This is a genomic window from Candidatus Allofournierella excrementigallinarum (assembly GCF_944388085.1).
Lineage (GTDB): Bacteria > Bacillota > Clostridia > Oscillospirales > Ruminococcaceae > Allofournierella_A > Allofournierella_A excrementigallinarum.
Genome location: NZ_CALXHK010000008.1, coordinates 16879 through 37560, shown reverse-complemented (window position 1 = coordinate 37560; position 20682 = coordinate 16879). Strand labels below are relative to the sequence as shown.

Sequence of the window (20682 nt, the reverse complement as noted above, 5' to 3'; positions counted from 1 at the left end):
GCCCAAAAGGCAATCCGCCGGGCGGCGGAGCGCTTTGGCGGCTTTGGCGGCCTGTTTTGCGCATATCGCACAAAACCTTATTTTCTATTTTGTAAACATCGTCGATTTTTCCTCTATCAAACGGGGCGCGGCGGGGTGTATAATTGCCGAAGAAATCCAAGCGCGCCGCTTATGGCGGAGGGAGGAAGGAACATGGAACGCACCAGTGCGGGCGAGATGCAGTTTTCACTGCTGAAGATGACCTGGCCGGTCTTTATCGAACTGCTTTTGCAGATGCTGGTGGGCAACATCGACCAGATCATGCTCAGCCGCTACAACGAGACGGCGGTGGCCGCGGTGGGCAACTCGAACCAGATCATGAACACGCTGATTTTGACCTTCACGGTCATCAGCCTGGCGGCCACCATCCTGTTGAGCCAGTATCTGGGGGCGCGGCAGCCCGGCAAGGTGCGCCAGATCTACACCCTGGCCGCCGGGCTGAACCTGGCGCTGAGCCTTGCCATCACCGTGGGGCTGCTGCTGGGGGCGGACGGGATCCTCGCCGTCATGCAGGTGCCGCCCGAGGCGGTGCCGGAGGCCCGCAGCTATCTGCTCATCACGGCGCTGAGCCTGCCCTGCCAGGCGCTGATGCTCACCTTCAGCGCTTTCCTGCGGGCCCACGCCCACATGCTGGTCATCATGTGCTCCACCGGCGTCATCAACCTCATCAACATCGCAGGCAACACCGCCTTCATCTACGGCCTGGGGCCTCTGCCCCGGCTGGGCGCGGCGGGCGCGGCGCTGAGCACCAGCCTGTGCCGCACGGCGGGCATGCTGATGATGCTGTTCGCCTTTTTCAAAAGCGTGGAGGGCGCGACCTTGAGCCCCAAGGTTCTGCGCCCCTTCCCCACCGATCTGCTGCGCCGGCTTTTGAGCATCGGCCTGCCCGCCGGGGGCGAGGGCCTTTCCTACAATCTCTCCCAGAGCACCAGCCTGGTGTTCGTGAACACCATCGGCACCTACGCGGTGACCGCCCGGATGTACATGAACATGTTCGCCCAGGTGTGCTACATGCTGGTGAACGCGGTGAGCCAGGCGGCGGGCATCATCATCGGCTACTGCATCGGCGCAAAAGACTTCGACCGGGCCGATCGGGAGAACTGGCGGGTGCTGCGCCTCTTCGCCCCGGTGACGGTGGGCATCGCCCTGCTGCTGGCCGTCTTTGCAAGGCCGCTGCTGGGCCTGTTCACCGCCGACGAGCGGGTCATCGCGCTGGGCTGCCGCACCATGTGGGTGGAGGTGGTGCTGGAGGTCGGCCGCGCCTTCAACATCGTGCTGGTGCGCAACCTGCAGGCGGTGGGCGACGTGAAGTTCCCGGTGGCGCTGGGCATTTTGAGCCAGTGGATCGTGGGCGTGGGCGTCGCCTGGCTGTTCGGCCTCTACCTGGGCTGGGGCCTGGTGGGCATCTGGATGGCCTTCGCCCTGGACGAGAACCTGCGCGCCGTGATGTTCATCATCCGCTGGAAGGCGGGCAGGTGGCGCAGCATCAAAACAGTGTGAAAAAAGCGCCTGCGGCAAAAACTGCCTCGGCGCTTTTTTGCCTGTTCAGAAGGGCGGGGCATCCTCGTCCCTTTCCTCCCCGGGGGCGGGGGGCGTCCAGGGCTCCGAGTCCAGAAAGGCGCTCTTTGCCTCGATGGCGTCCCGGGGGATGGCGGTGAAGGCCTCCTCCAGCCAGGCCCTGGCCGCGTCGACGCCCTCCTGCCCGAAGGGAAAGGCCGCCGTCTTTACATGCCCGGTCTTTTCCATGCACCAGGGGCCCAGCCACCACCAGGCCCGCAGTTCGTCCCCCTGGCGCAGGGCCTTGTAGTTGAACTGGCCCGCGTTACCCGAGACGGGGTTGCCGTTTTTGTACCACTGAAGGGGATAATAGGGATAGTTGAACCGTATCACGCGCTGCGCCGCCTTTCTCTGCCTTGGATGGGGCCGCCTCTTGCATCCCGGCCCGGATTATTTTATTATAGTGAAGAAAACGGGACTTTGCAAATCCTCTTTCGAGAAGGAGGCCGGGCCATGGGGGCCGAACGGAGCGAACTTGTGTTTGAAACGGTGGCGCTGGCGGGAGAGATCCTGGTGTCCAGCGGGGCGGAAATATTCCGCGTCACCGAAACGATGGAGCGCATCGCCGCGGCCTATGGGTGCGAGGGGTTCGAGCCCTTCGTGCTGAGCAACGGCATCATGATGACCGCCAGCGACGGCCGCCGGCACTGCCTTGCCAAGGTGCGGCACATCCCCCTTTCCGGCAGCCGGCTGGACAGGGTGGACGCGGTGAACCAGCTCAGCCGGGAGATCGCCCAGGGGATGCACGCCCCCGAAGAGGCCCGCGCCCGCCTTCTGGAGATACAGAAAATGCCCCGGCGGCCCCGCTGGCAGCAGGTGCTGGCCAGCGGCGTGGGCGCGGGTTCCTTCTGCTATATTTTCGGCGGCACCCTGGCGGACGCCGCCGCCGCCTTCCTTGCGGGGCTGGCGCTCTATCTCTATCTGCTGGTGGCGGTGCGGGGCCGCCTTTCCAAGATCGCCGCCAACATCACCGGCGGCGCGCTGGTGTGCGCTGCGGCCATCCTGCTCACCCGCCTGGGCCTCGGCAGCCAGCTGAGCATGGTGACGGTGGGTTCGCTGGTGCCCCTGCTGCCGGGCGTTGCCTTCACCAACGCCATCCGCGACATTGCCGACGAGGACTACATCTCCGGCGCGGTGCGCATGCTGGACGTGTTCCTGGTGGTGGTGTGCATGGCCTTCGGCGTGGGGCTTGTGATGGCCCTCTGGGCACGGCTGGGAGGTGTGCTGGCATGACCCTTTGGCGGTTTTGTTCCGAAGTGTTTTTCGCGGGCCTTGGCACCACGGCCTTTTCCCTCATCTTCCATGTGCCCGCCCGCTATTACCCCCGCTGCGGCCTCACCGGGGCCGCCGGGTGGCTGGTGTACATCGCCCTGAAAGGGGCGCTGGGCGCTCTGACGGCCACCTTCTTCGCCACTCTGGCGGTGGTGCTCATCAGCCGGTTTTCGTCGGTGCAGCTGCGCTGCCCGGTGACCATCTTCCTCATCTCCGGCATCTTTCCGCTGGTGCCGGGCCTGGGCATCTACCAGACGGCCTACGCCCTGGTGGAAGGGGACCTGACCGGGGCCGGCCTCACCGGCTTTGAGACCGTGAAGCTGGCGGCGGCCATGGTGCTGGCCATCCTGGTGGGATTTGAAGCGCCCGCCGCCTGCTTCGCCCGGCTGGCGGAGCCCTTTGCCCAGGCGGAAAACAAACGATAAGGAGGCCGCAAAGAATGCAGTCCGATTGGAAGACCACCGCCCGGTTCGCCCTGCGCCAGTCGCTGGGGGTGCTGTTCGGCTATGTGTTTTTGGGCACGGCCTTCGGCATCCTGCTGCGGCAGGCGGGCTTTGGGGCGCTTTGGGCCCTGGCGTTCAGCGGCCTTGTTTACGCAGGCAGCCTGCAGTTCGTGCTGGCGGGCTTTCTGGCCGCGCCCACGTCCCTGCCCACCGTGGCGCTGATGAGCCTGTTCATCAACGCGCGGCATCTGTTCTATGGGCTTTCCTTCATCGAGCGCTTTCGCTCCATGGGCAAAAAGCGCCCCTACATGATCTTCTCCCTCACCGACGAGACCTATTCCGTGCTCTGCGGCATGGACGAGACGCCCGCCGGGGTGGACAAAAACGGCGCCATGTTCCTGGCGGCTTTGCTGGACCAGCTCTATTGGGTGGCGGGCAGCCTGCTGGGCACCCTGGCCGGCGGCCTGCCGCTGGACTTCACCGGCATCGACTTTTCCATGACCGCTTTGTTCCTGGTGATCTTTCTGGAGCAGTGGCGGGGGGCGAAAAGCCATCTGCCCGCCCTGCTGGGCCTCGGCTGCGGGGCGGCGTTCCTGCTGGCCCTGGGGCCGGACCATTTCCTGCCGCCCGCTTTGTGCGCCACGGTGGCGTTGCTGCTGCTGGCGCGGCCGGTGCTGAGCAGAGAAAAGGAGGAGGCGTGACATGAAACTGTATCCCTTGTGGGTGCTGCTCATCGCCGCCGGGGTGACCCTGTTCACCCGGGCGCTGCCCTTCGCGGTGTTCGGCGGCAAGCGGGCCATGCCCGGTGCGGTGCGGTATCTGGGCGGGGTGCTGCCCGGGGCCATCATCGCCATTCTGGTGGTCTACTGCCTGAAGGGCCTGCCCGCCGCCGGCGGCATGGAGGCCGCCTTCCAGCTGGGGGCGCTGGCGGTGACGGCGGCGATGCATCTGTGGCGGCGCAACACCCTGCTCAGCATTTTCGGGGGCACGGCGGTGTACATGCTGCTCATCCGGCTGCCCCTGTGAGAGGCAAAACGGGAAAGGCGGCCCCGCAAACGCGGGGCCGCCTTTCCCGTTTTGCCTGCCGACCGGCGGCGGCAAGGCCACAAAAATGCCCGGGCGCATGCGCCCGGGCATTTTTGTGCGGATCTACCGCTCCTCGCGGAAGTAGTTCACGCCGAGGCTGGCGGGGATGTGGGCGCCCTTGCTGCCCCGGATGCTGGTGACGACCAGGATGAGGGCGGTGATGAGGAAGGGCAGCATGTCGAAGAAGGCGTCGGGCCAGCCGGCCATGAAGCCCATCTTGTAGTATTTCAGCACCCGCAGCGCGCCGAACACGAAGGAGCCCAGAATGGCCACATGGGGCTTCCAGGCGGCGAAGATGACCAGCGCCACGGCGATCCAGCCCAGGCCGTTCACGCTGTTGGAGATCCACACGCCGCTGTTGATGATCATGGAGCAGTAGGCGCCGCCGATGCCGCAGATGCCGCCGCCCAAAAGGATGTTGATGTACTTCCAGCGGTTCACCTGGATGGAGGCGGCGTCCGCCGCGGCGGGGTTTTCGCCGATGGCCTGCACGTTCAGGCCGGTCTTGGTGCGGTAGAGGTAGAAGCCGCAGCCGGCGGCCACCAGGACGCCGATGTAGACGAAGGGGTTATAGCTGAACAGCAGCTCGCCCACCACCGGCAGGTCGCTCAAAACCGGGATGGTCACGCTGCGCATCTGGGCGGTGACGTTCTCCGGCAGCTTGAGGGTGCTGGCGCCGCTTTTGTCCAGCATGTAAACGCCGATGAAGTTGGACAGGCCCACCCCGAAGATGGTCATGGTCAGGCCGGCCACATTCTGGTTCGCCAAAAAGGTGACGGTGAGCACCGCGTAGATGAGGGCAGCCAGCACGCCCGCGGCAAAGGCCGCCAGCAGGGCCAGGGCGAAGTTGTCGGAAAGGTAGCCCGCCATGAAGCCGGCGCAGGCGCCGATGGCCATCATGCCCTCCACGCCCAGGTTCAGATGGCCCACCTTTTCGTTGAGGATCTCGCCCACGGTGCCGAAAAGCAGCGGGGTGCCCGCGCCCACGGCGGCCACCAGGAATTTGATGAACAGGTCCATGACTCACTTGCCTCCCTTCGGCTGCTTTTTGCGCACGGCAAAGCCGTAGCGCACGAAGAATTCACTGGCCAGGATGAAGAACAGGATGACGCCCTGCAGCACGTCGGCGCTGTCCGCCGAGAGGCCGAACTCGCTCTGCACCACGCCGCTGCCCTTTTCCAGCACGCTGAACAGGAAGGAAACGACCAAGATCATGCCGGGGTTCAGCTGGCACAGCCAGGCCACGATGATGGCGGTGAAGCCCACGCCGCCGGCCACGCCCATGGAGAGGGTCATGTCGCTGCCGCCCACCTGGCACACGCCGGCGATGCCGGCGATGGCGCCGGAGAGGAACATGGTGCGCAGCACCACCTTTTTCACATGGATGCCGGCGTAGCGGGCGGTGTCCTGGCTTTCGCCCACCACGCTGATCTCATAGCCGTGCTTTGTGTATTTGAGGTAGACCCACACCAGCGCCACCAGCGCCAGCATGATGATCCAGCCGAAGTGCACGCCCAGCACCTTGTCCAGGCCGGCGTTTTTGTCAAAGCGGGCAATTTTGTTGAAGCCGTTGGCCCCTTCGTCCCGCCAGGGGCCGGACTGCAGCCAGGAGACGATGTGCAGCGCGATGTAGTTGAGCATCAGGGTGAACAGGGTCTCGTTGGTGTTCCAGCGGCTTTTGAACGCCGCGGGCAAAAGGCCCCACAGGCCGCCGCCAACGGCGCCCGCCGCGAACATCGCCGCCAGCAAAAGGGGGTGAGGCCAGCTTGTGCAGAAGAGGGCGAAGAAGCTGGCGAACACGCCGCCCATGATGAGCTGGCCCTCGCCGCCGATGTTCCAAAAGCGCATCTTGAAGGCCAGGGTCACGCCCAGCGCGCAGATGCACAGGGGGATGGTGTATTTGATGGTGGCCTGGATGGCCAGGGGGCTGCGGAACGCGCCCTTGACGATGGTGGCGTAGACCGCGAAGGGGTTGTGGCCGATGGCCAGGATGAAGACGCCGCCCGCCACAAGGCTCAGGGCCACCGCCGCAAGGCGCAGGGCCACCGTCTGGTGGCCCGAGCGCTCGGCGTGCTTCACCGTGTGCAGCAGCGGCTCGCGGTGGGTCTTGACAGTTGCAGGGGTGCTCATCGCTCCGCCGCCTCCTTCCTCTTTTCTTCCTCGCTCATTTCGCCGGTCATCATCAGACCGATCTGTTCTTTGGTGACCTCACCGGCCTTGACCACGCCGGTGACCTTGCCGTGGCAGAGCACCAGGATACGGTCGCACAGCTCCAGCAGCACGTCCAGGTCCTCGCCGATGAACATCACCGCCACGCCCTTCTCCTTCTGCCTGTTGAGAAGGTCGTAAATAAGGTAGCTGGAGTTGATGTCCAGGCCGCGCACGGGGTAGGCGGTGATGAGAAGGTTCGGGTCGGATTCAATTTCCCGCCCCAGCAGCACCTTCTGCACGTTGCCGCCGCTCATCAGCCGCACCGGGGTCTCGATGCCCGGCGTGACGATGGACAGCTCTTCCACCAGCTTTTTGGCCAGCGCCCGGGCAGGGGCACGGTCCACGAAGGGGCCCTTGCCCGCGCGGTAGCTTTTCAGCAGCATGTTGTCGGTCATGCCCATGCTGGCCACGAGGCCCATGCCCAGGCGGTCCTCGGGCACAAAGCTCATGGAGATGCCCAGGTCGATGATGGCCTCGGGGCTCTTGCCCAAAATGTTCTCTTTTTTATAGAGCACCGCGCCCTTTTTGGCGGGCAAAAGGCCCGCGATGGTTTCGCACAGCTCCTTCTGGCCGCTGCCGGCAACGCCCGCCACGCCCAAAATCTCGCCGCTGTGGATGTGGAAGCTCACGTCGTCGAGGCCGAGGCTGCCGTCCGGCTTTTCCACCGTCAGGTCCACCACCTTCAGGATGGTGTGCACGTCTTTCGGCTCGGGGCGGCGGATAGCCAGGCTCACCGCGTGGCCCACCATCAGCTCGGTGAGGCGGTTCGTGTCCACTTCGGCGGTGGCCACGGTGTCCACGCTTTTGCCCTTGCGCAGAATGGTCACCCGGTCGCTGATGGCCAGCACCTCGTTGAGCTTGTGGGTGATGATGATGACCGCGCAGCCCTTGGCTTTCATCTGCCGCAGAATGTCGAAGAGCTTTTCGGTCTCCTGGGGGGTGAGCACGGCGGTGGGCTCGTCCAGGATCAAAATCTTCGCGCCCCGGTAGAGCACCTTCAGGATCTCCACCGTCTGCTTTTCGGAGACGCTCATCTCCCAGACGGGCTTTTCCGGGTCGATCTCCAGGCCGTAGGCCTCGCACAGGCCCTTCACCTCGGCCCGCAGGGCCTTGCGGGAGGGCATTTTGCCGGGCATGCCCAGCACGATGTTCTCCATGGCGGTGAACACCTCCACCAGCTTGAAGTGCTGGTGGATCATGCCGATGCCCAGGGCCCGGGCGTCCACGGGGGACGCGATGGACACCGGCTGGCCGTTCACGAAGATCTGGCCGGCGTCCGGGTGGTAGATGCCCGAAAGCATGTTCATCAAAGTGGTCTTGCCGCTGCCGTTCTCGCCCAGCAGCGCCAGCACCTCGCCGTAGTTGACCTCCAGGTCGATGGCGTCGTTGGCCACCACGGAGCCGAAGGCCTTGGTGATGCCGCTGCACCGGATGGCGCACTGCATTTCTGCCATAAGTCCTTTTACCTCCTCGGGGTGATGTGAAGGGGGAAAACCGGAAAAAGGGCGGTCAGAGACCGCCCTTTTCTGAGCTTTGTAAAAGCCGGCCTTACAGAACATTCACGTTCTCGTAGTACCAGTTGCAGCTGCCGTAGTCGGCGCCCTCCAGGGTGTGGGCGTTGCCCTCGTTGTCCATGATCTCGGTGGCGCCGTCGAACACGTCCCACTCGCCGGAAACGATCTGAGCCTTGACTTCCTCCACCTTGGCGATCATCTCGTCGGTCACCAGGTCGGCGTTGAACTCGCCCAGGGTCACCAGGCCGTCGGCCATGTCGCCGAAGTAGTTTTCCACCTTTTCACCGGCCACCCAGGTGCCGTCGATGACGTTCTGCACGGCCTTGGTGTAGTAGACGCTCCAGTCCCACATCACGCTGGTGAGGGTGGCGCCGGGGGCGTCCTTGGTCATGTCGCTGTTGTAGCCCACGCCCCAGACGCCGTGCTCCTCGGCAGCGGTCTGGGGGTTGGGGGTGTCGCAGTGCTGGCCGATGACGTCGCAGCCCTCGGCGATCAGGCGCTCGGCGGCCTGCTTTTCGCCTTCGGGGTCGAACCAGCTGTTGGTCACGCTCACATAGACCTCGGCGTCGGGGTTCACGCTGGCCACGCCCATGGCAAAGGCGTTGCAGCCGCTGGTGACCTCGCCGTTCTCCTGGCCCATGGCAGCCACGTAGCCGATCTTGTTGGTCTCGGTCTTCATGCCGGCGATGATGCCGCTCAGGTAGCGGGCCTGGTAGATGCGGCCGAAGTAGTTGTTGAAGTTGGTGCCGTTGGACTTATAGCCGGTGCCGTGGCTGAAGATGACGTCGGGGAACTCCTCGGCCAGGGCCTCGCAGGTGTCCATATAGCCCCAGGAGGTGGCGAAGATGATGTTGCAGCCCTCCTCCACGCACTCGGTGATGGCGGTCTCCACGGCGGCGGCGTCGGTGTCGTCCACCGAGATCTTGCGCACGATCTGGTCATCGGCGAGGCCCAGGTTCTGCTGCATGCCGATGATGCCCTGGTCGTGGGTGTAGGTGTAGCCGCTGCCCTCGGCCGGGTCGGACAGGTGGATGACGCCCACCTTGATCTGGTCCTTGGGAATGCCGCCGGTGGCGGACGCGGAGGTGCCGGCGCCGGTGGAGGCGGAAGCGGGCTCGCTGGTGCTGGTGCCGTTGTCGCCGCCGCAAGCAGCGAGGCTCAGGACCATGGCGCCGGCCAGCAGGATGCTGAGAAGCTTTTTCATGTTCGGTTTCCCCCTGTTTTTATTGTTGCAAGAAAACAAGAAACGGGGTAAGCCGAAATACTTACCCCTCGTTCGGAACACTATCATTTTAGCCCGGCCCGCCGCCGATTTCAACACATTTCGCGAACTTTGGCGCTTTCGCCAACCCTTCGCCCCTTTTGCACAATGGTTTTTGTTCGTCTGCCCCAAAGAGAAAACCCGCACAGCGGCCTGCCGTGCGGGTTTGCGGGTACTTTTGCCGCCGCAAAAGTACGACTTTTCACTTTCTGTCGTCGTGGACGATAATGCAAATTTCACGCGGGCCACCGGCGGCGCGACGCCAGCACCCATGCCCCCATGGCAAGGCCCAGGGCAAAGAGCGCCAGTTCCACCGCAAGGAGGCCGAAGCCGCTCAGCAGCACCGCCAGCGAGTTGAACAGGGTGTGGGCGGCCACCGCCGCGAAGTACCAGCCGGGCTTTCGCCGGATGACGGCGGTGAACACGAGGCTGGTGGCAAAGAGGTGGAAGAGCACCGCGCTCACCCGCTCCAGCAGGCCCAGGGCCACCACCCCCGGCGCGGCCGCCGCCAGCTGGCCGGCCACCAGCTCCAGGGTGGCGCTGTCCACCCCGGCCAGCAAGGCGCCGAAGGGGCCGCCGGGGTCGGACAAAGCGGCCGCCAGCAGCAGGTTGTTCACGTGGGTCATGCCCGCGATGAGCATCACCTCGCACAGGCCGTGGCCCAGGCCGAAGCTGATCATATCTTTGTAGCTGCGCTGGCCCTTGAGGATGGCCGCGCCCGCCAGGCGGGCGGTCTCTTCAAACAGGCCGGCGGAAAGCCCGCCCACCACCACGGCGTAGAGCACGGTGTTCGCGGCGAAGGCGTTCAGCGCGCCGGCGGCGGTGAGCAGCTGCAAAAGGGGGATGCGCAGCACCATCTGGCTGACGAAGAAGCTGGCGAAGCCCAGCGCCAGCGGCGCGAGGCGTATCTTTTTCATCGCGCCCAGGGCGATGAGCAGCGCCACCGGCAGCGCCAGGGTGCAGAAGGCGGCAGCGGCAAAGGAAGCCACCTGCACGCCGGAAAGGGCAAAGCTCATGGCGTTTTTCTCCTTTCGCTCAGTCGGTGAACCGGACGGCGGTGCCGTAGGCGATGCACTCGGCCGCGCCCTGCATCACGCTGGAGGAGGCATAGCGCATGCAGACGATGGCGTCCGCCCCCATGGCCTCGGCCTGCGCCGCCATGCGGCCGGAAGCGATCTGCCGCGCCTCGTCCAGCATCTCGGTGTAGGCGGTGATCTCGCCGCCCACCAGGGTCTTCATGGCGCTCATGAAGTCCTTGCCGAAGTTCTTGCTCTGCACCACGCTGCCTTTTGCAATGCCCAGCACCTCATAGCGGCGGCCGGGGATAGTCTCAGTAGTTACGATAAGCATCTTCTTCACCCTTTCGTATTTCTTTGAGCCGCTGGCGCAGCGCCAGCAGCGCGCCCGCCACGAACACCAGCGGCCAGCCCGCCAGCAGCAGCGCCACCGGCAGGGGCACCGGGTCCACCGTGAGGGCCCACACCATCAGCCCCTCCGCCATGGCCATCAGGCCGATGAACGCCAGGGCGGAAAGCCAGGCTCCGTGGGCCTTGCGTTTGCGGTCGGTTTTTTGCACGTCGATAAAGCGCACCCCCTCCTGTTCCAGACGGGCCATCTCTGCCAGCGCCGCTTCCGGGTCCAGGGCGGACAGCAGGCCGGGCGTTTTTGCCAGCTCTGCGCAGAGCCGGCGGGCGGTGTCCAGATTCTTTTGACGGCTCTCCAGCACCACCAGGTGCCGGCGCAGCCCCTCGTCCAGGGTCAGCGTGCCCGCCAGCATGGCCTTTATCTCCCCCAGCGGCACGTCCAGCTTGCGCAAAAGTTTTATCCGCCGCAAAGCGACAAGGTCGGCGCCGTCGTAGTCCCGGTAGCCGTTGCCCGCCTGCCGCCGCGGGGCCAGCAGCCCCTCTTTTTCGTAAAAGCGGATGTTCTTGGCGCAAAGGCCCACCCGGGCCTCCACCTCCTTGATGCGCACCCTTCTCTCCCCCTTTCTGTGCCCAGTGTAAACCATCCACAAAGGGGAAGGTCAAGCGTTTTTTTCAAAAAAAGGCCGGGGCATCGCGCGGGAATGCGCCCATGCCCGCGGCCCGCTTTTCGTTTTAGAAATAGCTGCGGATCTGGAACTTGTCGCCGGTGTCCACCTGCTCCTCGATGAGGGTGGCGTGGCTTTCGTCCCAGTGCACCGGGACGGCCTTGCTGCGGGTCAGGCGCAGCAGCTCGTCCACCCGCTTTTTCTCGGATGCGTCGTAGAGCAGGTAGGACACGCCCTCCTTCTTGGCGCGGCCGGTGCGGCCGATGCGGTGGGTGTAGTACTCGTTGGAGGAGGGCACCTCGTAGTTGATGACCGCGTCCACATCCTCCACGTCGATGCCCCGGGCGGCCACGTCGGTGGCCACCAGCACGGCGATTTTGCCCTCCCGGAAGGCGGCCATGATCTTGTTGCGCTCGCCCTGGGACAGATCGCCGTGGAGGCAGTCGGTGACGAAGTGGAGGCGCGCTAACTGGTTGGTGAGGGTGGCGGTGGTGAACTTGGTGTTGCAGAACACCATCACCCGCTTGTAGCCGCCGGAGATGATGATCTGGGCCACGTCCGCCAGCTTGGAGCGGCCGGTGGTGCACAGGGTGTACTGGGTGATCTTGGGCTGGCTGGCCTCGACCGGCTGGACGATGATCTCCTCCGCGTCCCGCTGGTAGAGCCAGCCGATGTCCATCACCTCGCGGCTGATGGTGGCGCTGAACATGCACAGGCTCCTGCGGGCCTTCATGGCGTCGATGATCTTGCGCACGTCCTTGTAAAAGCCCATGTTCAGCATCTCGTCCGCCTCGTCCAGCACGATGCTGGTGACGGCGCTCACGTCGATGTTCTTGTGGCGCATGTGGTCCATCAGGCGGCCGGGGGTGGCCACCACGATCTGGCAGCCCTTTTTCAGGCGGCTGGCCTGCTTTTGCATGTCCGCCCCGCCGTAGACGCAGACGGTGCGCACCTCGGGCAGAAAGTGGGTCAGGTCCTGAAGGTCGCCGGCGATCTGCTGGGCCAGCTCCCGGGTGGGGGCCAAAATGACCGCCTGGGGCAGCGGACGGGCGGGGTCGATGCGCTCGATGATGGGGATGCCGAAGGCGCAGGTCTTGCCGGTGCCGGTGGGGGCCTTGGCGATCACGTCGTGGCCCGCCATCATCACGGGGATGGTCTTTTCCTGCACTTCGGTCATCTCGGTGAAGCCCATGCGCTCCACCGCCTGCAAAATCTCCGGCCGCACGCCGGTGAGGTCTTTGTACAGCATAGTTTTTCTCCGTTCTGTGCCCCGCCCCAGCCGCGCGCCGGGCCGCGGGGTCCTTTATTTTATGTTTAACAGGGGTATTATACCACAAAGCAAACGGCGCAGAAAGGCCTTTTTCGGCTTTTGACGCCCTATCCTTTGCGCGGCGGCGGCGGATGTGGTATAGTGGAGGGCAGGCAAGGGAAAAGGAGGCATGCGGCCATGTACGACGAGCTGACCGAAGTGGACATCAAAAAGATGCAGGAGGAGATAGACCACCGCATCCTGGTGCTGCGCCCCCAGTACATCAAGGACGTGCAGGAGGCCCGGGCCTTCGGCGATTTGAGCGAAAACTTTGAATACAAAGAGGCCAAGCGGCAGAAAAACCGCAACGAGAGCCGCATCCGCTATCTGCAGCGGATGATACGCACCGCCCGGGTGGTGAAGACCGGCCACGCCGAGGGCAGGGTGGGCCTGTTCGACTATGTGACCCTGTATCTCCCCGAGGACGAGGAGGAGATGGAGGTGCACCTGGTGACCACCCTGCGGGTGGACGCAGGCGGCGGCCACATCAGCCGTCAGTCGCCTTTGGGCCGGGCCATCTTCGGCCGCAAGGTGGGCGACACGGTGACGGTGCAGGTGAACGCCGACGTTTCCTACCCGGTGACCATCCGGGCCATCCGCCCCGGCACCGACGACGAAAACCTGCCCATCAGCCAGTACTGATTGCCCCCGGCCCGCCGGTGTGGTATACTGACGGTACATACCAAAAATACAAAGCGGGCGGCCCCTGCCGCCCGGGAACGGAGTGAAAACTATGGTTCGCATCACCATGAAAGACGGCGGCGTCATCGACCTGGAGCTGGACGCCCAGGCCGCCCCCATCACCGTGGAGAATTTCCTCAAGCTGGTCAAGGACGGCTTTTATGACGGGCTGACCTTCCACCGCATCATCCCCGGCTTCATGATTCAGGGCGGCTGCCCGGAGGGCACCGGCATGGGCGGCCCCGGCTGGCACATCAAGGGCGAGTTTGCCCGCAACGGCGTGCCCAACCCCATCAAGCACACCCGGGGCGTCATCAGCATGGCCCGCGCCATGGACCCCAACTCCGCCGGCAGCCAGTTCTTTATCATGCACGAGGACGCGCCCCATCTGGACGGCGGCTACGCCGCCTTCGGCCATGTGGTGGCCGGCATGGACGTGGTGGACCGCATCGCCCAAGTTGCCACCGACTACAACGACCGCCCCCTCGCCCCCGTGGTGATGGAGAGCGTGCGGGTGGTGGAGGAATGATCGCCAGGGCCAAGGCGCTGCTTTTGAAATACCGCGAGGGCATCGCCTATCTGTTCTTCGGCGGGCTTGCCACCCTTTTGAACATCGTGCTGGCCATGGTGTTCCGCTTTTTGGGCCTGCCCACCACCGTGAACACCGTGCTGGACAACATCCTGTGCATCCTCTTCGCCTATGTCACCAACCGGCTGTGGGTGTTCTGCAGCAGCGCCAAAGGCATGGCCGCGGTGCGGGAGTTTGTTTCCTTCGTCACCTGCCGCCTGGGCACCCTGGTGCTGGACGTGGCGGTGATGTGGCTGGGCGCGGACCTGCTGGGCCCGGTGCTCATCGCCCCCGAGCGCCAGGACCTCTGGTTTTTGGGCGTGAAGGTGTTCTCCAACGTGCTGGTCATCGTGGCGAACTACGTGTTCTCCAAGCTCATCATCTTTAAAAAGAAAGGCTGACAGGCTCGACCTCCATCGCTCCCCCCCCGCGCCCGCCGGGCGCGGGGGGAGCTTTTTGCTGGTCCGGAGGAGTTTGACCGGAGCGGCCCGGACAGGGCGTTCCTTTTCCGGCCACCCCCCGCTGCCGCTGTTCCCGCCGCACTTGGCCTCCGCCTGCCGGCGCCCGCCTCTCCCAGCCCCTTTCCCCGGGGCGCTTTTCCGGCCCCAGCTTTCTCCCCCGCGCGCCTGCCGGCGGGGATGTGCGGGGTATTTTTATTTTTTGCAATATCCTATTGACATTTAATATTATACGCAATACAATATTGCCAGAACCACAAAGGAGGCGATGGCATGGCGTTCAACACAGGGGCAGCTCTGCTGGACGCGCTGGTGCTGAGCACTGCCGAGCGGGAACCCACCTACGGCTACCGCATCACCCAGCAGGTGCGCCAAATCATGGTGGTCAGCGAGAGCACCCTCTACCCGGTGCTGCGCCGGCTGCAAAAGGAAGGCCATCTTGAAACCTACGACCAGGAGTTCGCCGGGCGCAACCGGCGGTATTACCGGCTGACGCCCTCCGGAGCCGAGACGCTGGCAAAACTGCGGGCGGAATGGGTGGAATACCGGCAGGCGGTCGACGCAATGCTATTGAACGAGGGGGATGCACAATGACCCGGGAAGAATTTTTGCGGCGGCTGGCTGAGCTGCTGAGCGACGTGACGGATGAGGAGCGGGCCGAGGCCATCCGTTTTTACGAGGAATATCTGGATGACGCCGGCCCCCAGCAGGAAGCCCAGGTGCTGGCGGAACTGGGCAGCCCGGAAAAGGTGGCCGCCATCATCCGGGCCAACGTGCCCGGCAGCCGGGTGCAGCAGGAAAACGCGGCGCAGGAAGCGCAAGCAGGGGGCCCCGCGGGCTCCGGCGCGCCGCCGGCTTCTTCCGCCGCGGCGGGGGCTTCCATTCCCCTGCCGCCCTATGCGCGGCCCGGCGCGGTGCCGCCTGCGCCGCCGCGCAAGGGCATGAGCGACCGCACCATCCTGCTCATCATTTTGGCGGTGGTGCTGTTCCCGCTGTGGATCGGCCTGGCGGGCGCCGTTTTCGGCGTGCTGATGGGCATCGTGGGCGCGGCCTTCGGCTTCTTCTTCGGGGGCGTGGGCACCGTCATCGGCATCGTGACGGTGCTGGTGGCCAACACCCCCGCCGCCTTTGGGGCGGGCATCCCGGTGGGCCTGTTCATGGTGGGGCTGTGCCTGCTGGCCCTGGCCCTGGGCGTCGCCCTCATCACGGCGGCGGTGTGGCTGGTGGCCTGGCTGCTGCCGGCGTGCTGGCGGCTGGCAAAGCGGGCCTGGCGGGCCCTGACCGGGAAAAAGGAGGCAAAGTGATGAAGGGGATCTTAAAGGTTTTCGCCGTGGCCGTCGCGGTGGCGGTGCTGGGCCTTACTTTGATGCTGATGGGCTATGCCACCGGCGGCCCGGCGGCGGCGCGGCAGGCGATGAACTACACCAATCTTTCCCAGCGCCACTACCACGGCTGGGTGCCCGGCTGGCTGGAGCGGGCTTTGGGCTGGGCCGATGACGCGGAGCACTGGGCCGAGGACTTTGAAGACGATATGGACGATTGGGCCAATGATTTCGAGGACGACATGAACGATTGGGCCGACGACTTTGAGGACGACGTGGACCGCTGGGCCGACGGCGTGGAAAACTGGGCCGACAGCCTGCACGCCGGCCAAAGCGGCGTCTGCTGGGGCCCCGGCGCATTCTTTGATTGAGCGAGCGGCGTTTTGCAAGGAGGAAACAATGGAACCGAAACGGCTTTACAAGGGGCGCGAAAAGATGCTGTGCGGCGTGTGCAGCGGCATCGCCGAGTACTTCAACCTGGACCCCACGCTGGTGCGTCTTGCCGCCGTGGCCCTGACCATCTGGTGGGGCAGCGGCCTGATCGCCTACATCGTGGCGGCCATCATCATGCCCGAGCCGCCCTATAATGGCTGAAGCAAAAAATCCCCCGCCGCGGCGGGGGATTTTTTTAGTTGAACGCTTCCTCAAAGGGGATGCAGTAGCCTTCCGGCAAGGCGCTGACGGTGTAGCTCACATACACGTTGCCCCCGGCGTTCTCATAAAAGGCTTCTTCGGGGGTCAGATCCGTTTTCAGCCAGAAGCGGTAGACCGGCTGGATGTAGGGGTTGAGGCTGCTCTGGGCATATTCCAGCTGCCAGCCCTCCGCCTGCTCCGCCGAGAGGTCGTACTCCCGCATGCCGCTGGCCTGCTCCTCGTCCAGCACCGTTTGCAGGGCGGCCTTTGCCTCCTCGGGGGTGCGCAGGGGGTAGTCGCCCACCGTTTCGCTCTCGGGCGGGAAGGTCAGGTTGAAATGAGACAGTTCGCCGGCGCCGTCCAGATTCCCCTTCACCCGTCGGAAGCTGTAATTGAGGAGGCGTTCGGTCACCGTGGCGCCTCCGGCCTCAAAGCAGAAGTGCTGAAAGCAGTTCTCCTCGCCGTAATAGTTGACATCGGTGCACAGCTCGTATCCGGGCGTTTCAATGCCCGCCAGCTCCCCGAACAGGGCCAGGGCCGCCTCGTCCCCCGCCCGGGGGTCGCCCAACGTTCCATCCCCGTCCCGGAAGGCGTTGACCGTGGTGCCGGAGGCGGAAACGTTCCACGCCTTTGCCTTGGAGGGGTCCAGCTGTTCATGCAGGGGCAGTTCCGGCTCCCAGTGATCCGGGTCCATCAGGCTGCCGGACAGGTTATAGGGCCACAGCTCCGGGCTGGGGTAGCCGGTGGGGGCCTCCTCCGCCTCGTCCTGCACCAAAGGCAGGCCCAGGGCTTCGGCGGTGGCGTTCAACAGGCCGGCGAGAGGGGCGGCGTTCCCGCCGCTCTGGGCATGCCACACCGGCAGGGTGGCGGGCAGCTGGTTGGCGGAGATGTTCCAGGTGGGGTTATTTCCCCGGATGTCGTCCAGGCTTTCGGCCACAAAGGTCGCCCCGCCGCCCATGCCGCCGGAGTCGTCCCCCAGCACCAGCACCGGCAGGCCCTCGTACTCGCCCAAATCAAAGTCCCGCACGGGGGGCGCGGCGCTCTTTTGCTGGGCTTCGTCCTGCAGGGCGTCCTCGGTCCTGGCTGTCTCGGGGGCAGTTTCGCTGTAGGCGGCGGCGCTGAACAGCGCCGCGGAGGGGGCCGCCGTGCCGCCGGAGTCGGCAAACAGCCCGCTGCGCAGCGCCGCGGGCACCGCCAGCAGGGCCACCGCGGCGGCCGCGGCCAGGGGGATGCCCACCTTTTTGGCCACCCGCAGCCGGGGGGCGGCCTTGGTTTTTTCCTGCTGGGCGCGGGCGGCGGCCATTTTTTGCAGGGTGGCGGCCTTCCAGTCCTCGCTGGGGGCGACCTTGTCCATGGCGCTCTGGTAGTCTTTGTGGTCGGGCATGGTCAAAACTCCCCTTTCAACGCTTTTTTCAAAAGTGCCCGGCCCCGGGCCAGCTGGCTGAGCACGGTGTTCTGGTTCAGCTCCAGCAGCTTTGCGATCTCGGCGGTGGAATAGCCCTGTATGTAGTGCAGATAGATGACCTGCCGGTATTTCATGGGCAGGCCGCCCACCGCCTTCATCACCTCGTTCTCGGCGGGGGTGAAGGGCACGCTGAGGTTTTCGTCCAGGCCGTCGGTGCGGCTCTGCCACACGCTGCGGAAATGGCTTTTGCAGCGGTTGATGGTGCAGCGCAGCAGCCAGGCCTGCTGGTGGTCGGGGCCGTCGAAGGCCGGGGCTTTTTTGAGCAGGGTCAAAAACACCTCCTGGGCGATGTCCTCGGCGTCCTGCATGTTCTTCACAAGTCCAAAGGCCGTGCGCAGCACCAGCGGGCCGTAATGCTCCACCGCCTCTTCCGGCGTGAGCACTCTGTCTGCCGCAAGCTTCATGCCCCGCGCCCCCTTCCGTTTTTTATACTTTTTTCCACCGCCTATTATTGCACAGGCGGGCAAAAAAAGCAAAAGGGGCCGCCCTGTTTTTCCCAGGGCGGCCCCTTTCGTCCGTTATTATTTGTGCTTTGCCTCGCCGGGGGCCTCGTCGGCGGCCTCGAACCAGAAGGTCGTGCCTTTGCCCACGGTGCTGTCCACCCCGAAGCGGAAGCCGTGGCCCCGCAGGATGGCCTTGGTGATGGAAAGGCCCAGCCCGGTGCCCACCTTGCCCGCGTCGGAGCGGCTGCGGTAGTAGCGGTCGAAGATGTAGGGCAGGTCCTCGGGGGCGATGCCCGCGCCGTGGTCCTCCACCTCCACCCGGGCGCAGCCGTCTTTCGGCGTCACCCGCAGGATGAACACGCCGTCCTCGCCCACGTGGTGCATGGCGTTGCCCAAGAGGTTATGGAGCACCCGCTCCATCATGGCCGGGTCGGCGCTGACCATGCAGGGCTCGTCCGCCTGCAGCTGGAGCCGGCAGCCGTTCTGGGCGCACACCGCCTCGTAGCGCTGGGCCACCTCCTCGCAGAGCTGGCTCATGTCGAAGCGCACCCGCTGGGGCTGCTCGGTGCCGCTGGACACCTTGGACAGTTCCATCACGCTGTTCACAAGGCCCGACAGCCGGTCGGTCTCGTCCACGATGACGTTCAGCTGGTCGGTGCGCTTGGCCGCGTCGTCGCCGGTGAGGTCGCGCACCGTCTCGGCATAGCCCTTGATGAGGGTGAGGGGCGTGCGCAGGTCGTGGCTGACGTTGGCCAGCAGCTCCCGCTGGAGCTGGGCCGAGCGGGACACCTGGTCCGCCATGTGGTTGAACTCCTCCGCCAGGCGGCCTATCTCGTCGGAATGGGGCACGCTGACCCGCACGGAATAGTCGCCGTCGGCCATCTTTTTCGCCGCGCCGGACAGTTCGCTCAAAGGCCGGGTGAGCCAGCGGCTGAGCAGCCAGGACACCCCCACCGCCAGCGCCAGCATGCACACGAAGATGGCGGGCATCAGCTGGCCCTGCACCACCGCCGCCTCGCTGACGCGGGTGAGGGTGGTGGAGATGATGACCGAGTAGCTGCCCCACTCGCCGTTTTGGGCCAGCTTGCCCACCACCATCTGCTGGGCGCCGCTGGAGGTGCCCACGATCTGGCGCACCGAGCCGCCCGTCATCACCGCCTGACGGAAGGCGATGATGGTGTCGCTGTCCCGCTTGGTGGTGATCTTGCCGCCGAACAGATCGCCCGCCGACTCGTGCAGCAGGCAGGGATAGACATTCTCGCTGCTGGCCACATGGCGCAGGGTGGAATCGGCGATGTCCACGCAGCAGTTGCGGAAGTCGAGCCGCCCGTCCCGCGCGGCCTCGTCCACGCTGGCCCAGAACTCGTCGTTCTTCACCGCATCGGAAAAGGCGAAGGCCCGGTAGCTCACCGGCGCGTCGCAGCTTTCGATCATGGCCGCCAGCCGGTCCACCTGGGTGTTGAGGTAATTGTAGATGTGCCGGTTGTAGAGCGGCTGCAGCAGCTGGGCGGAGATGAACCACACCAGCCCCAGCACCAGCGCCACCACAACGCAGAACACGATCATCATCTGATAGCGCAGGCTGAAAAAGGCCCCGCGCCCGGCGCGGGCCGCCGCTTTCTTTGCTGTGTTCATTTACTTCACCGCGTCCGGATCGAATTTGTAGCCGATGCCCCACACGGTGACGATGGCGTCCCGATAGCGGCCCAGATGGCTGCGGAGCATCTTGATGTGGGTGTCCACCGTGCGGTCCTCGCCGAAGTAGTCGTAGTTCCACACCTTTTGCAGGATGCGCTCGCGGCTGAGGGCGATGCCCCGGTTGGTGGCCAGAAACACCAGCAGGTCGAACTCCTTGGGGGTGAGGCTGGCCTCCTGGCCGTCCACCTTCACGCTGTGGCTGGCCTGGTCGATCACCAGCCCGCCAAAGGTGTGGGTGCCGCCCTCGGCCTCGGCCCGGGGCATGGTGCGCCCCAGCACCGCCTTCACCCGGGCCACCAGCTCCCGGGGGCTGAAGGGCTTGACCACATAGTCGTCCGCTCCGCCCTCAAGGCCCGCCAGCTTGTCGTATTCCTCGCCCCGGGCGGTGAGCATGATGACCGGGGTGGTGATCTTGCGGCTGCGCATCTCCTTCAGGCAGGTCATGCCGTCCACAAAGGGCATCATGATGTCCAAAATCACCAGATCCACGTCCCCGCCGGACAGGGCGGCCAGGGCGGCGCCGCCGTCCCCCGCCTCCTCGCAGGAAAAGCCCTCATGCTCCAGATGTGCCCGGATCAGGTCCCGGATGCGGGGCTCGTCGTCCACAATCAGAATTTTTGCCATGCTTTGTGCCTCCCTTGCGGTCTTTTTCTACTCTTTCATCATAGCGGGTGAATGTGGCGAAAGTGTGAA

The 20682-nt window shown here is 65.0% G+C and carries 25 protein-coding genes; 12 read left to right on the top strand and 13 right to left on the bottom strand.

Going from position 1 to position 20682, the window contains the following annotated elements; genetic code table 11:
• Window positions 1–192: 192 nt before the first annotated feature.
• Complete coding sequence (locus ACH2AT_RS02740; protein ID WP_394963395.1) at window positions 193–1539, top strand: MATE family efflux transporter; 1347 nt, start codon at window positions 193–195, stop codon at window positions 1537–1539.
• Between the two features lie 45 nt (window positions 1540–1584).
• Here the strand turns inward: ACH2AT_RS02740 and ACH2AT_RS02735 are convergent, their stop codons facing one another.
• Window positions 1585–1929, bottom strand: a complete 345-nt coding sequence (locus ACH2AT_RS02735) for a hypothetical protein (RefSeq protein ID WP_394963393.1) — start codon at window positions 1927–1929, stop codon at window positions 1585–1587.
• A gap of 120 nt (window positions 1930–2049) precedes the next feature.
• On the opposite strand from ACH2AT_RS02735, the gene ACH2AT_RS02730 reads away from it, so the two are divergent.
• From ACH2AT_RS02730 to ACH2AT_RS02715, 4 genes are read left to right on the top strand one after another with little or no spacing between them, the layout of a single operon-like run.
• Window positions 2050–2829: a threonine/serine exporter family protein gene (locus ACH2AT_RS02730; protein WP_394963391.1), complete on the top strand. Its 780-nt coding sequence runs from the start codon at window positions 2050–2052 to the stop codon at window positions 2827–2829.
• On the top strand, window positions 2826–3293 hold the full coding sequence (locus tag ACH2AT_RS02725; RefSeq protein ID WP_394963389.1) for a threonine/serine exporter family protein: 468 nt from the start codon (window positions 2826–2828) through the stop codon (window positions 3291–3293). Before ACH2AT_RS02730 ends, ACH2AT_RS02725 begins: the two co-directional genes overlap by 4 nt.
• Before the next feature lie 14 nt (window positions 3294–3307).
• On the top strand, window positions 3308–4012 hold the full coding sequence (locus ACH2AT_RS02720) for an AzlC family ABC transporter permease (protein WP_394963388.1): 705 nt from the start codon (window positions 3308–3310) through the stop codon (window positions 4010–4012).
• A 1-nt stretch (window position 4013) separates the two neighbouring features.
• Window positions 4014–4337 (top strand): branched-chain amino acid transporter permease, encoded by a 324-nt coding sequence (locus tag ACH2AT_RS02715; RefSeq protein WP_394963386.1) that lies wholly within the window; start codon window positions 4014–4016, stop codon window positions 4335–4337.
• 123 nt (window positions 4338–4460) lie between these two features.
• Here the strand turns inward: ACH2AT_RS02715 and ACH2AT_RS02710 are convergent, their stop codons facing one another.
• From ACH2AT_RS02710 to ACH2AT_RS02675, 8 genes are all read right to left on the bottom strand, one after another.
• Window positions 4461–5417 carry an ABC transporter permease gene (locus ACH2AT_RS02710; RefSeq protein ID WP_177522017.1) on the bottom strand — a complete coding sequence of 319 codons (957 nt, stop codon included), beginning with the start codon at window positions 5415–5417 and terminating at the stop codon, window positions 4461–4463.
• A gap of 3 nt (window positions 5418–5420) precedes the next feature.
• Entirely contained in the window at window positions 5421–6527 is a 1107-nt protein-coding gene (locus ACH2AT_RS02705) for an ABC transporter permease (protein ID WP_394963384.1), read from the bottom strand.
• The gene (locus tag ACH2AT_RS02700; protein ID WP_394963382.1) at window positions 6524–8062 is read right to left on the bottom strand and encodes an ABC transporter ATP-binding protein; all 1539 of its coding nucleotides are present in this window, start codon (window positions 8060–8062) and stop codon (window positions 6524–6526) included. The genes ACH2AT_RS02705 and ACH2AT_RS02700 overlap by 4 nt, the downstream gene beginning before the upstream one ends.
• A 94-nt stretch (window positions 8063–8156) precedes the next feature.
• Window positions 8157–9326, bottom strand: coding sequence for a BMP family ABC transporter substrate-binding protein (locus ACH2AT_RS02695; RefSeq protein ID WP_394963380.1), 1170 nt, complete (start codon window positions 9324–9326; stop codon window positions 8157–8159).
• A gap of 293 nt (window positions 9327–9619) precedes the next feature.
• On the bottom strand, window positions 9620–10399 hold the full coding sequence (locus tag ACH2AT_RS02690; RefSeq protein ID WP_394963378.1) for a YhfC family glutamic-type intramembrane protease: 780 nt from the start codon (window positions 10397–10399) through the stop codon (window positions 9620–9622).
• 19 nt (window positions 10400–10418) lie between these two features.
• Entirely contained in the window at window positions 10419–10733 is a 315-nt protein-coding gene (locus tag ACH2AT_RS02685) for a heavy metal-binding domain-containing protein (protein WP_394963424.1), read from the bottom strand.
• A complete protein-coding gene (locus ACH2AT_RS02680; protein WP_394963376.1) occupies window positions 10714–11355 on the bottom strand; it encodes a MerR family transcriptional regulator in 642 nt (213 codons plus the stop codon). The genes ACH2AT_RS02685 and ACH2AT_RS02680 overlap by 20 nt, the downstream gene beginning before the upstream one ends.
• 124 nt (window positions 11356–11479) lie before the next feature.
• On the bottom strand, window positions 11480–12661 hold the full coding sequence (locus ACH2AT_RS02675; RefSeq protein WP_394963374.1) for a DEAD/DEAH box helicase: 1182 nt from the start codon (window positions 12659–12661) through the stop codon (window positions 11480–11482).
• Between the two features lie 198 nt (window positions 12662–12859).
• Here ACH2AT_RS02675 and ACH2AT_RS02670 point away from each other — a divergent pair, with 198 nt between their 5' ends.
• From ACH2AT_RS02670 to ACH2AT_RS02640, 7 genes are all read left to right on the top strand, one after another.
• Window positions 12860–13363, top strand: a complete 504-nt coding sequence (locus ACH2AT_RS02670) for a GreA/GreB family elongation factor (protein WP_394963372.1) — start codon at window positions 12860–12862, stop codon at window positions 13361–13363.
• 91 nt (window positions 13364–13454) lie between these two features.
• A complete protein-coding gene (locus tag ACH2AT_RS02665; protein ID WP_394963370.1) occupies window positions 13455–13931 on the top strand; it encodes a peptidylprolyl isomerase in 477 nt (158 codons plus the stop codon).
• Entirely contained in the window at window positions 13928–14371 is a 444-nt protein-coding gene (locus tag ACH2AT_RS02660) for a GtrA family protein (protein ID WP_394963368.1), read from the top strand. Before ACH2AT_RS02665 ends, ACH2AT_RS02660 begins: the two co-directional genes overlap by 4 nt.
• Before the next feature lie 330 nt (window positions 14372–14701).
• Window positions 14702–15022 (top strand): PadR family transcriptional regulator, encoded by a 321-nt coding sequence (locus ACH2AT_RS02655; protein WP_394963366.1) that lies wholly within the window; start codon window positions 14702–14704, stop codon window positions 15020–15022.
• Window positions 15019–15732: a DUF1700 domain-containing protein gene (locus ACH2AT_RS02650; protein ID WP_394963364.1), complete on the top strand. Its 714-nt coding sequence runs from the start codon at window positions 15019–15021 to the stop codon at window positions 15730–15732. Before ACH2AT_RS02655 ends, ACH2AT_RS02650 begins: the two co-directional genes overlap by 4 nt.
• Window positions 15732–16121, top strand: a complete 390-nt coding sequence (locus tag ACH2AT_RS02645) for a hypothetical protein (RefSeq protein WP_394963362.1) — start codon at window positions 15732–15734, stop codon at window positions 16119–16121. The genes ACH2AT_RS02650 and ACH2AT_RS02645 overlap by 1 nt, the downstream gene beginning before the upstream one ends.
• A gap of 28 nt (window positions 16122–16149) precedes the next feature.
• On the top strand, window positions 16150–16344 hold the full coding sequence (locus tag ACH2AT_RS02640; protein WP_394963360.1) for a PspC domain-containing protein: 195 nt from the start codon (window positions 16150–16152) through the stop codon (window positions 16342–16344).
• Window positions 16345–16378: 34 nt separating this feature from the next.
• Here ACH2AT_RS02640 and ACH2AT_RS02635 read toward each other — a convergent pair whose 3' ends face one another.
• The 4 genes from ACH2AT_RS02635 to ACH2AT_RS02620 all read right to left on the bottom strand — a co-directional run bounded on the left by ACH2AT_RS02635 (window position 16379) and on the right by ACH2AT_RS02620 (window position 20613).
• Window positions 16379–17767, bottom strand: a complete 1389-nt coding sequence (locus ACH2AT_RS02635) for a hypothetical protein (RefSeq protein WP_394963358.1) — start codon at window positions 17765–17767, stop codon at window positions 16379–16381.
• A gap of 2 nt (window positions 17768–17769) precedes the next feature.
• Complete coding sequence (locus ACH2AT_RS02630) at window positions 17770–18252, bottom strand: RNA polymerase sigma factor (protein ID WP_394963357.1); 483 nt, start codon at window positions 18250–18252, stop codon at window positions 17770–17772.
• A 117-nt stretch (window positions 18253–18369) separates the two neighbouring features.
• Window positions 18370–19926 carry an ATP-binding protein gene (locus ACH2AT_RS02625; RefSeq protein WP_394963355.1) on the bottom strand — a complete coding sequence of 519 codons (1557 nt, stop codon included), beginning with the start codon at window positions 19924–19926 and terminating at the stop codon, window positions 18370–18372.
• A complete protein-coding gene (locus ACH2AT_RS02620) occupies window positions 19927–20613 on the bottom strand; it encodes a response regulator (RefSeq protein ID WP_177522402.1) in 687 nt (228 codons plus the stop codon).
• Window positions 20614–20682: the final 69 nt, after the last annotated feature.

Bases quoted from the DNA above. Each gene is read 5' to 3' on its own strand.
- ACH2AT_RS02690 (WP_394963378.1), bottom strand. From the start codon at position 10,399: ATGAGCTTTGCCCTTTCCGGCGTGCAGGTGGCTTCCTTTGCCGCTGCC.
- ACH2AT_RS02635 (WP_394963358.1), bottom strand. From the start codon at position 17,767: ATGCCCGACCACAAAGACTACCAGAGCGCCATGGACAAGGTCGCCCCC.
- ACH2AT_RS02675 (WP_394963374.1), bottom strand. From the start codon at position 12,661: ATGCTGTACAAAGACCTCACCGGCGTGCGGCCGGAGATTTTGCAGGCG.
- ACH2AT_RS02655 (WP_394963366.1), top strand. From the start codon at position 14,702: ATGGCGTTCAACACAGGGGCAGCTCTGCTGGACGCGCTGGTGCTGAGC.
- ACH2AT_RS02695 (WP_394963380.1), bottom strand. From the start codon at position 9,326: ATGAAAAAGCTTCTCAGCATCCTGCTGGCCGGCGCCATGGTCCTGAGC.
- ACH2AT_RS02730 (WP_394963391.1), top strand. From the start codon at position 2,050: ATGGGGGCCGAACGGAGCGAACTTGTGTTTGAAACGGTGGCGCTGGCG.
- ACH2AT_RS02685 (WP_394963424.1), bottom strand. From the start codon at position 10,733: ATGCTTATCGTAACTACTGAGACTATCCCCGGCCGCCGCTATGAGGTG.
- ACH2AT_RS02645 (WP_394963362.1), top strand. From the start codon at position 15,732: ATGAAGGGGATCTTAAAGGTTTTCGCCGTGGCCGTCGCGGTGGCGGTG.
- ACH2AT_RS02665 (WP_394963370.1), top strand. From the start codon at position 13,455: ATGGTTCGCATCACCATGAAAGACGGCGGCGTCATCGACCTGGAGCTG.
- ACH2AT_RS02660 (WP_394963368.1), top strand. From the start codon at position 13,928: ATGATCGCCAGGGCCAAGGCGCTGCTTTTGAAATACCGCGAGGGCATC.
- ACH2AT_RS02715 (WP_394963386.1), top strand. From the start codon at position 4,014: ATGAAACTGTATCCCTTGTGGGTGCTGCTCATCGCCGCCGGGGTGACC.
- ACH2AT_RS02705 (WP_394963384.1), bottom strand. From the start codon at position 6,527: ATGAGCACCCCTGCAACTGTCAAGACCCACCGCGAGCCGCTGCTGCAC.
- ACH2AT_RS02720 (WP_394963388.1), top strand. From the start codon at position 3,308: ATGCAGTCCGATTGGAAGACCACCGCCCGGTTCGCCCTGCGCCAGTCG.
- ACH2AT_RS02620 (WP_177522402.1), bottom strand. From the start codon at position 20,613: ATGGCAAAAATTCTGATTGTGGACGACGAGCCCCGCATCCGGGACCTG.
- ACH2AT_RS02700 (WP_394963382.1), bottom strand. From the start codon at position 8,062: ATGGCAGAAATGCAGTGCGCCATCCGGTGCAGCGGCATCACCAAGGCC.
- ACH2AT_RS02625 (WP_394963355.1), bottom strand. From the start codon at position 19,926: ATGAACACAGCAAAGAAAGCGGCGGCCCGCGCCGGGCGCGGGGCCTTT.
- ACH2AT_RS02650 (WP_394963364.1), top strand. From the start codon at position 15,019: ATGACCCGGGAAGAATTTTTGCGGCGGCTGGCTGAGCTGCTGAGCGAC.
- ACH2AT_RS02710 (WP_177522017.1), bottom strand. From the start codon at position 5,417: ATGGACCTGTTCATCAAATTCCTGGTGGCCGCCGTGGGCGCGGGCACC.
- ACH2AT_RS02725 (WP_394963389.1), top strand. From the start codon at position 2,826: ATGACCCTTTGGCGGTTTTGTTCCGAAGTGTTTTTCGCGGGCCTTGGC.
- ACH2AT_RS02670 (WP_394963372.1), top strand. From the start codon at position 12,860: ATGTACGACGAGCTGACCGAAGTGGACATCAAAAAGATGCAGGAGGAG.
- ACH2AT_RS02630 (WP_394963357.1), bottom strand. From the start codon at position 18,252: ATGAAGCTTGCGGCAGACAGAGTGCTCACGCCGGAAGAGGCGGTGGAG.
- ACH2AT_RS02740 (WP_394963395.1), top strand. From the start codon at position 193: ATGGAACGCACCAGTGCGGGCGAGATGCAGTTTTCACTGCTGAAGATG.
- ACH2AT_RS02640 (WP_394963360.1), top strand. From the start codon at position 16,150: ATGGAACCGAAACGGCTTTACAAGGGGCGCGAAAAGATGCTGTGCGGC.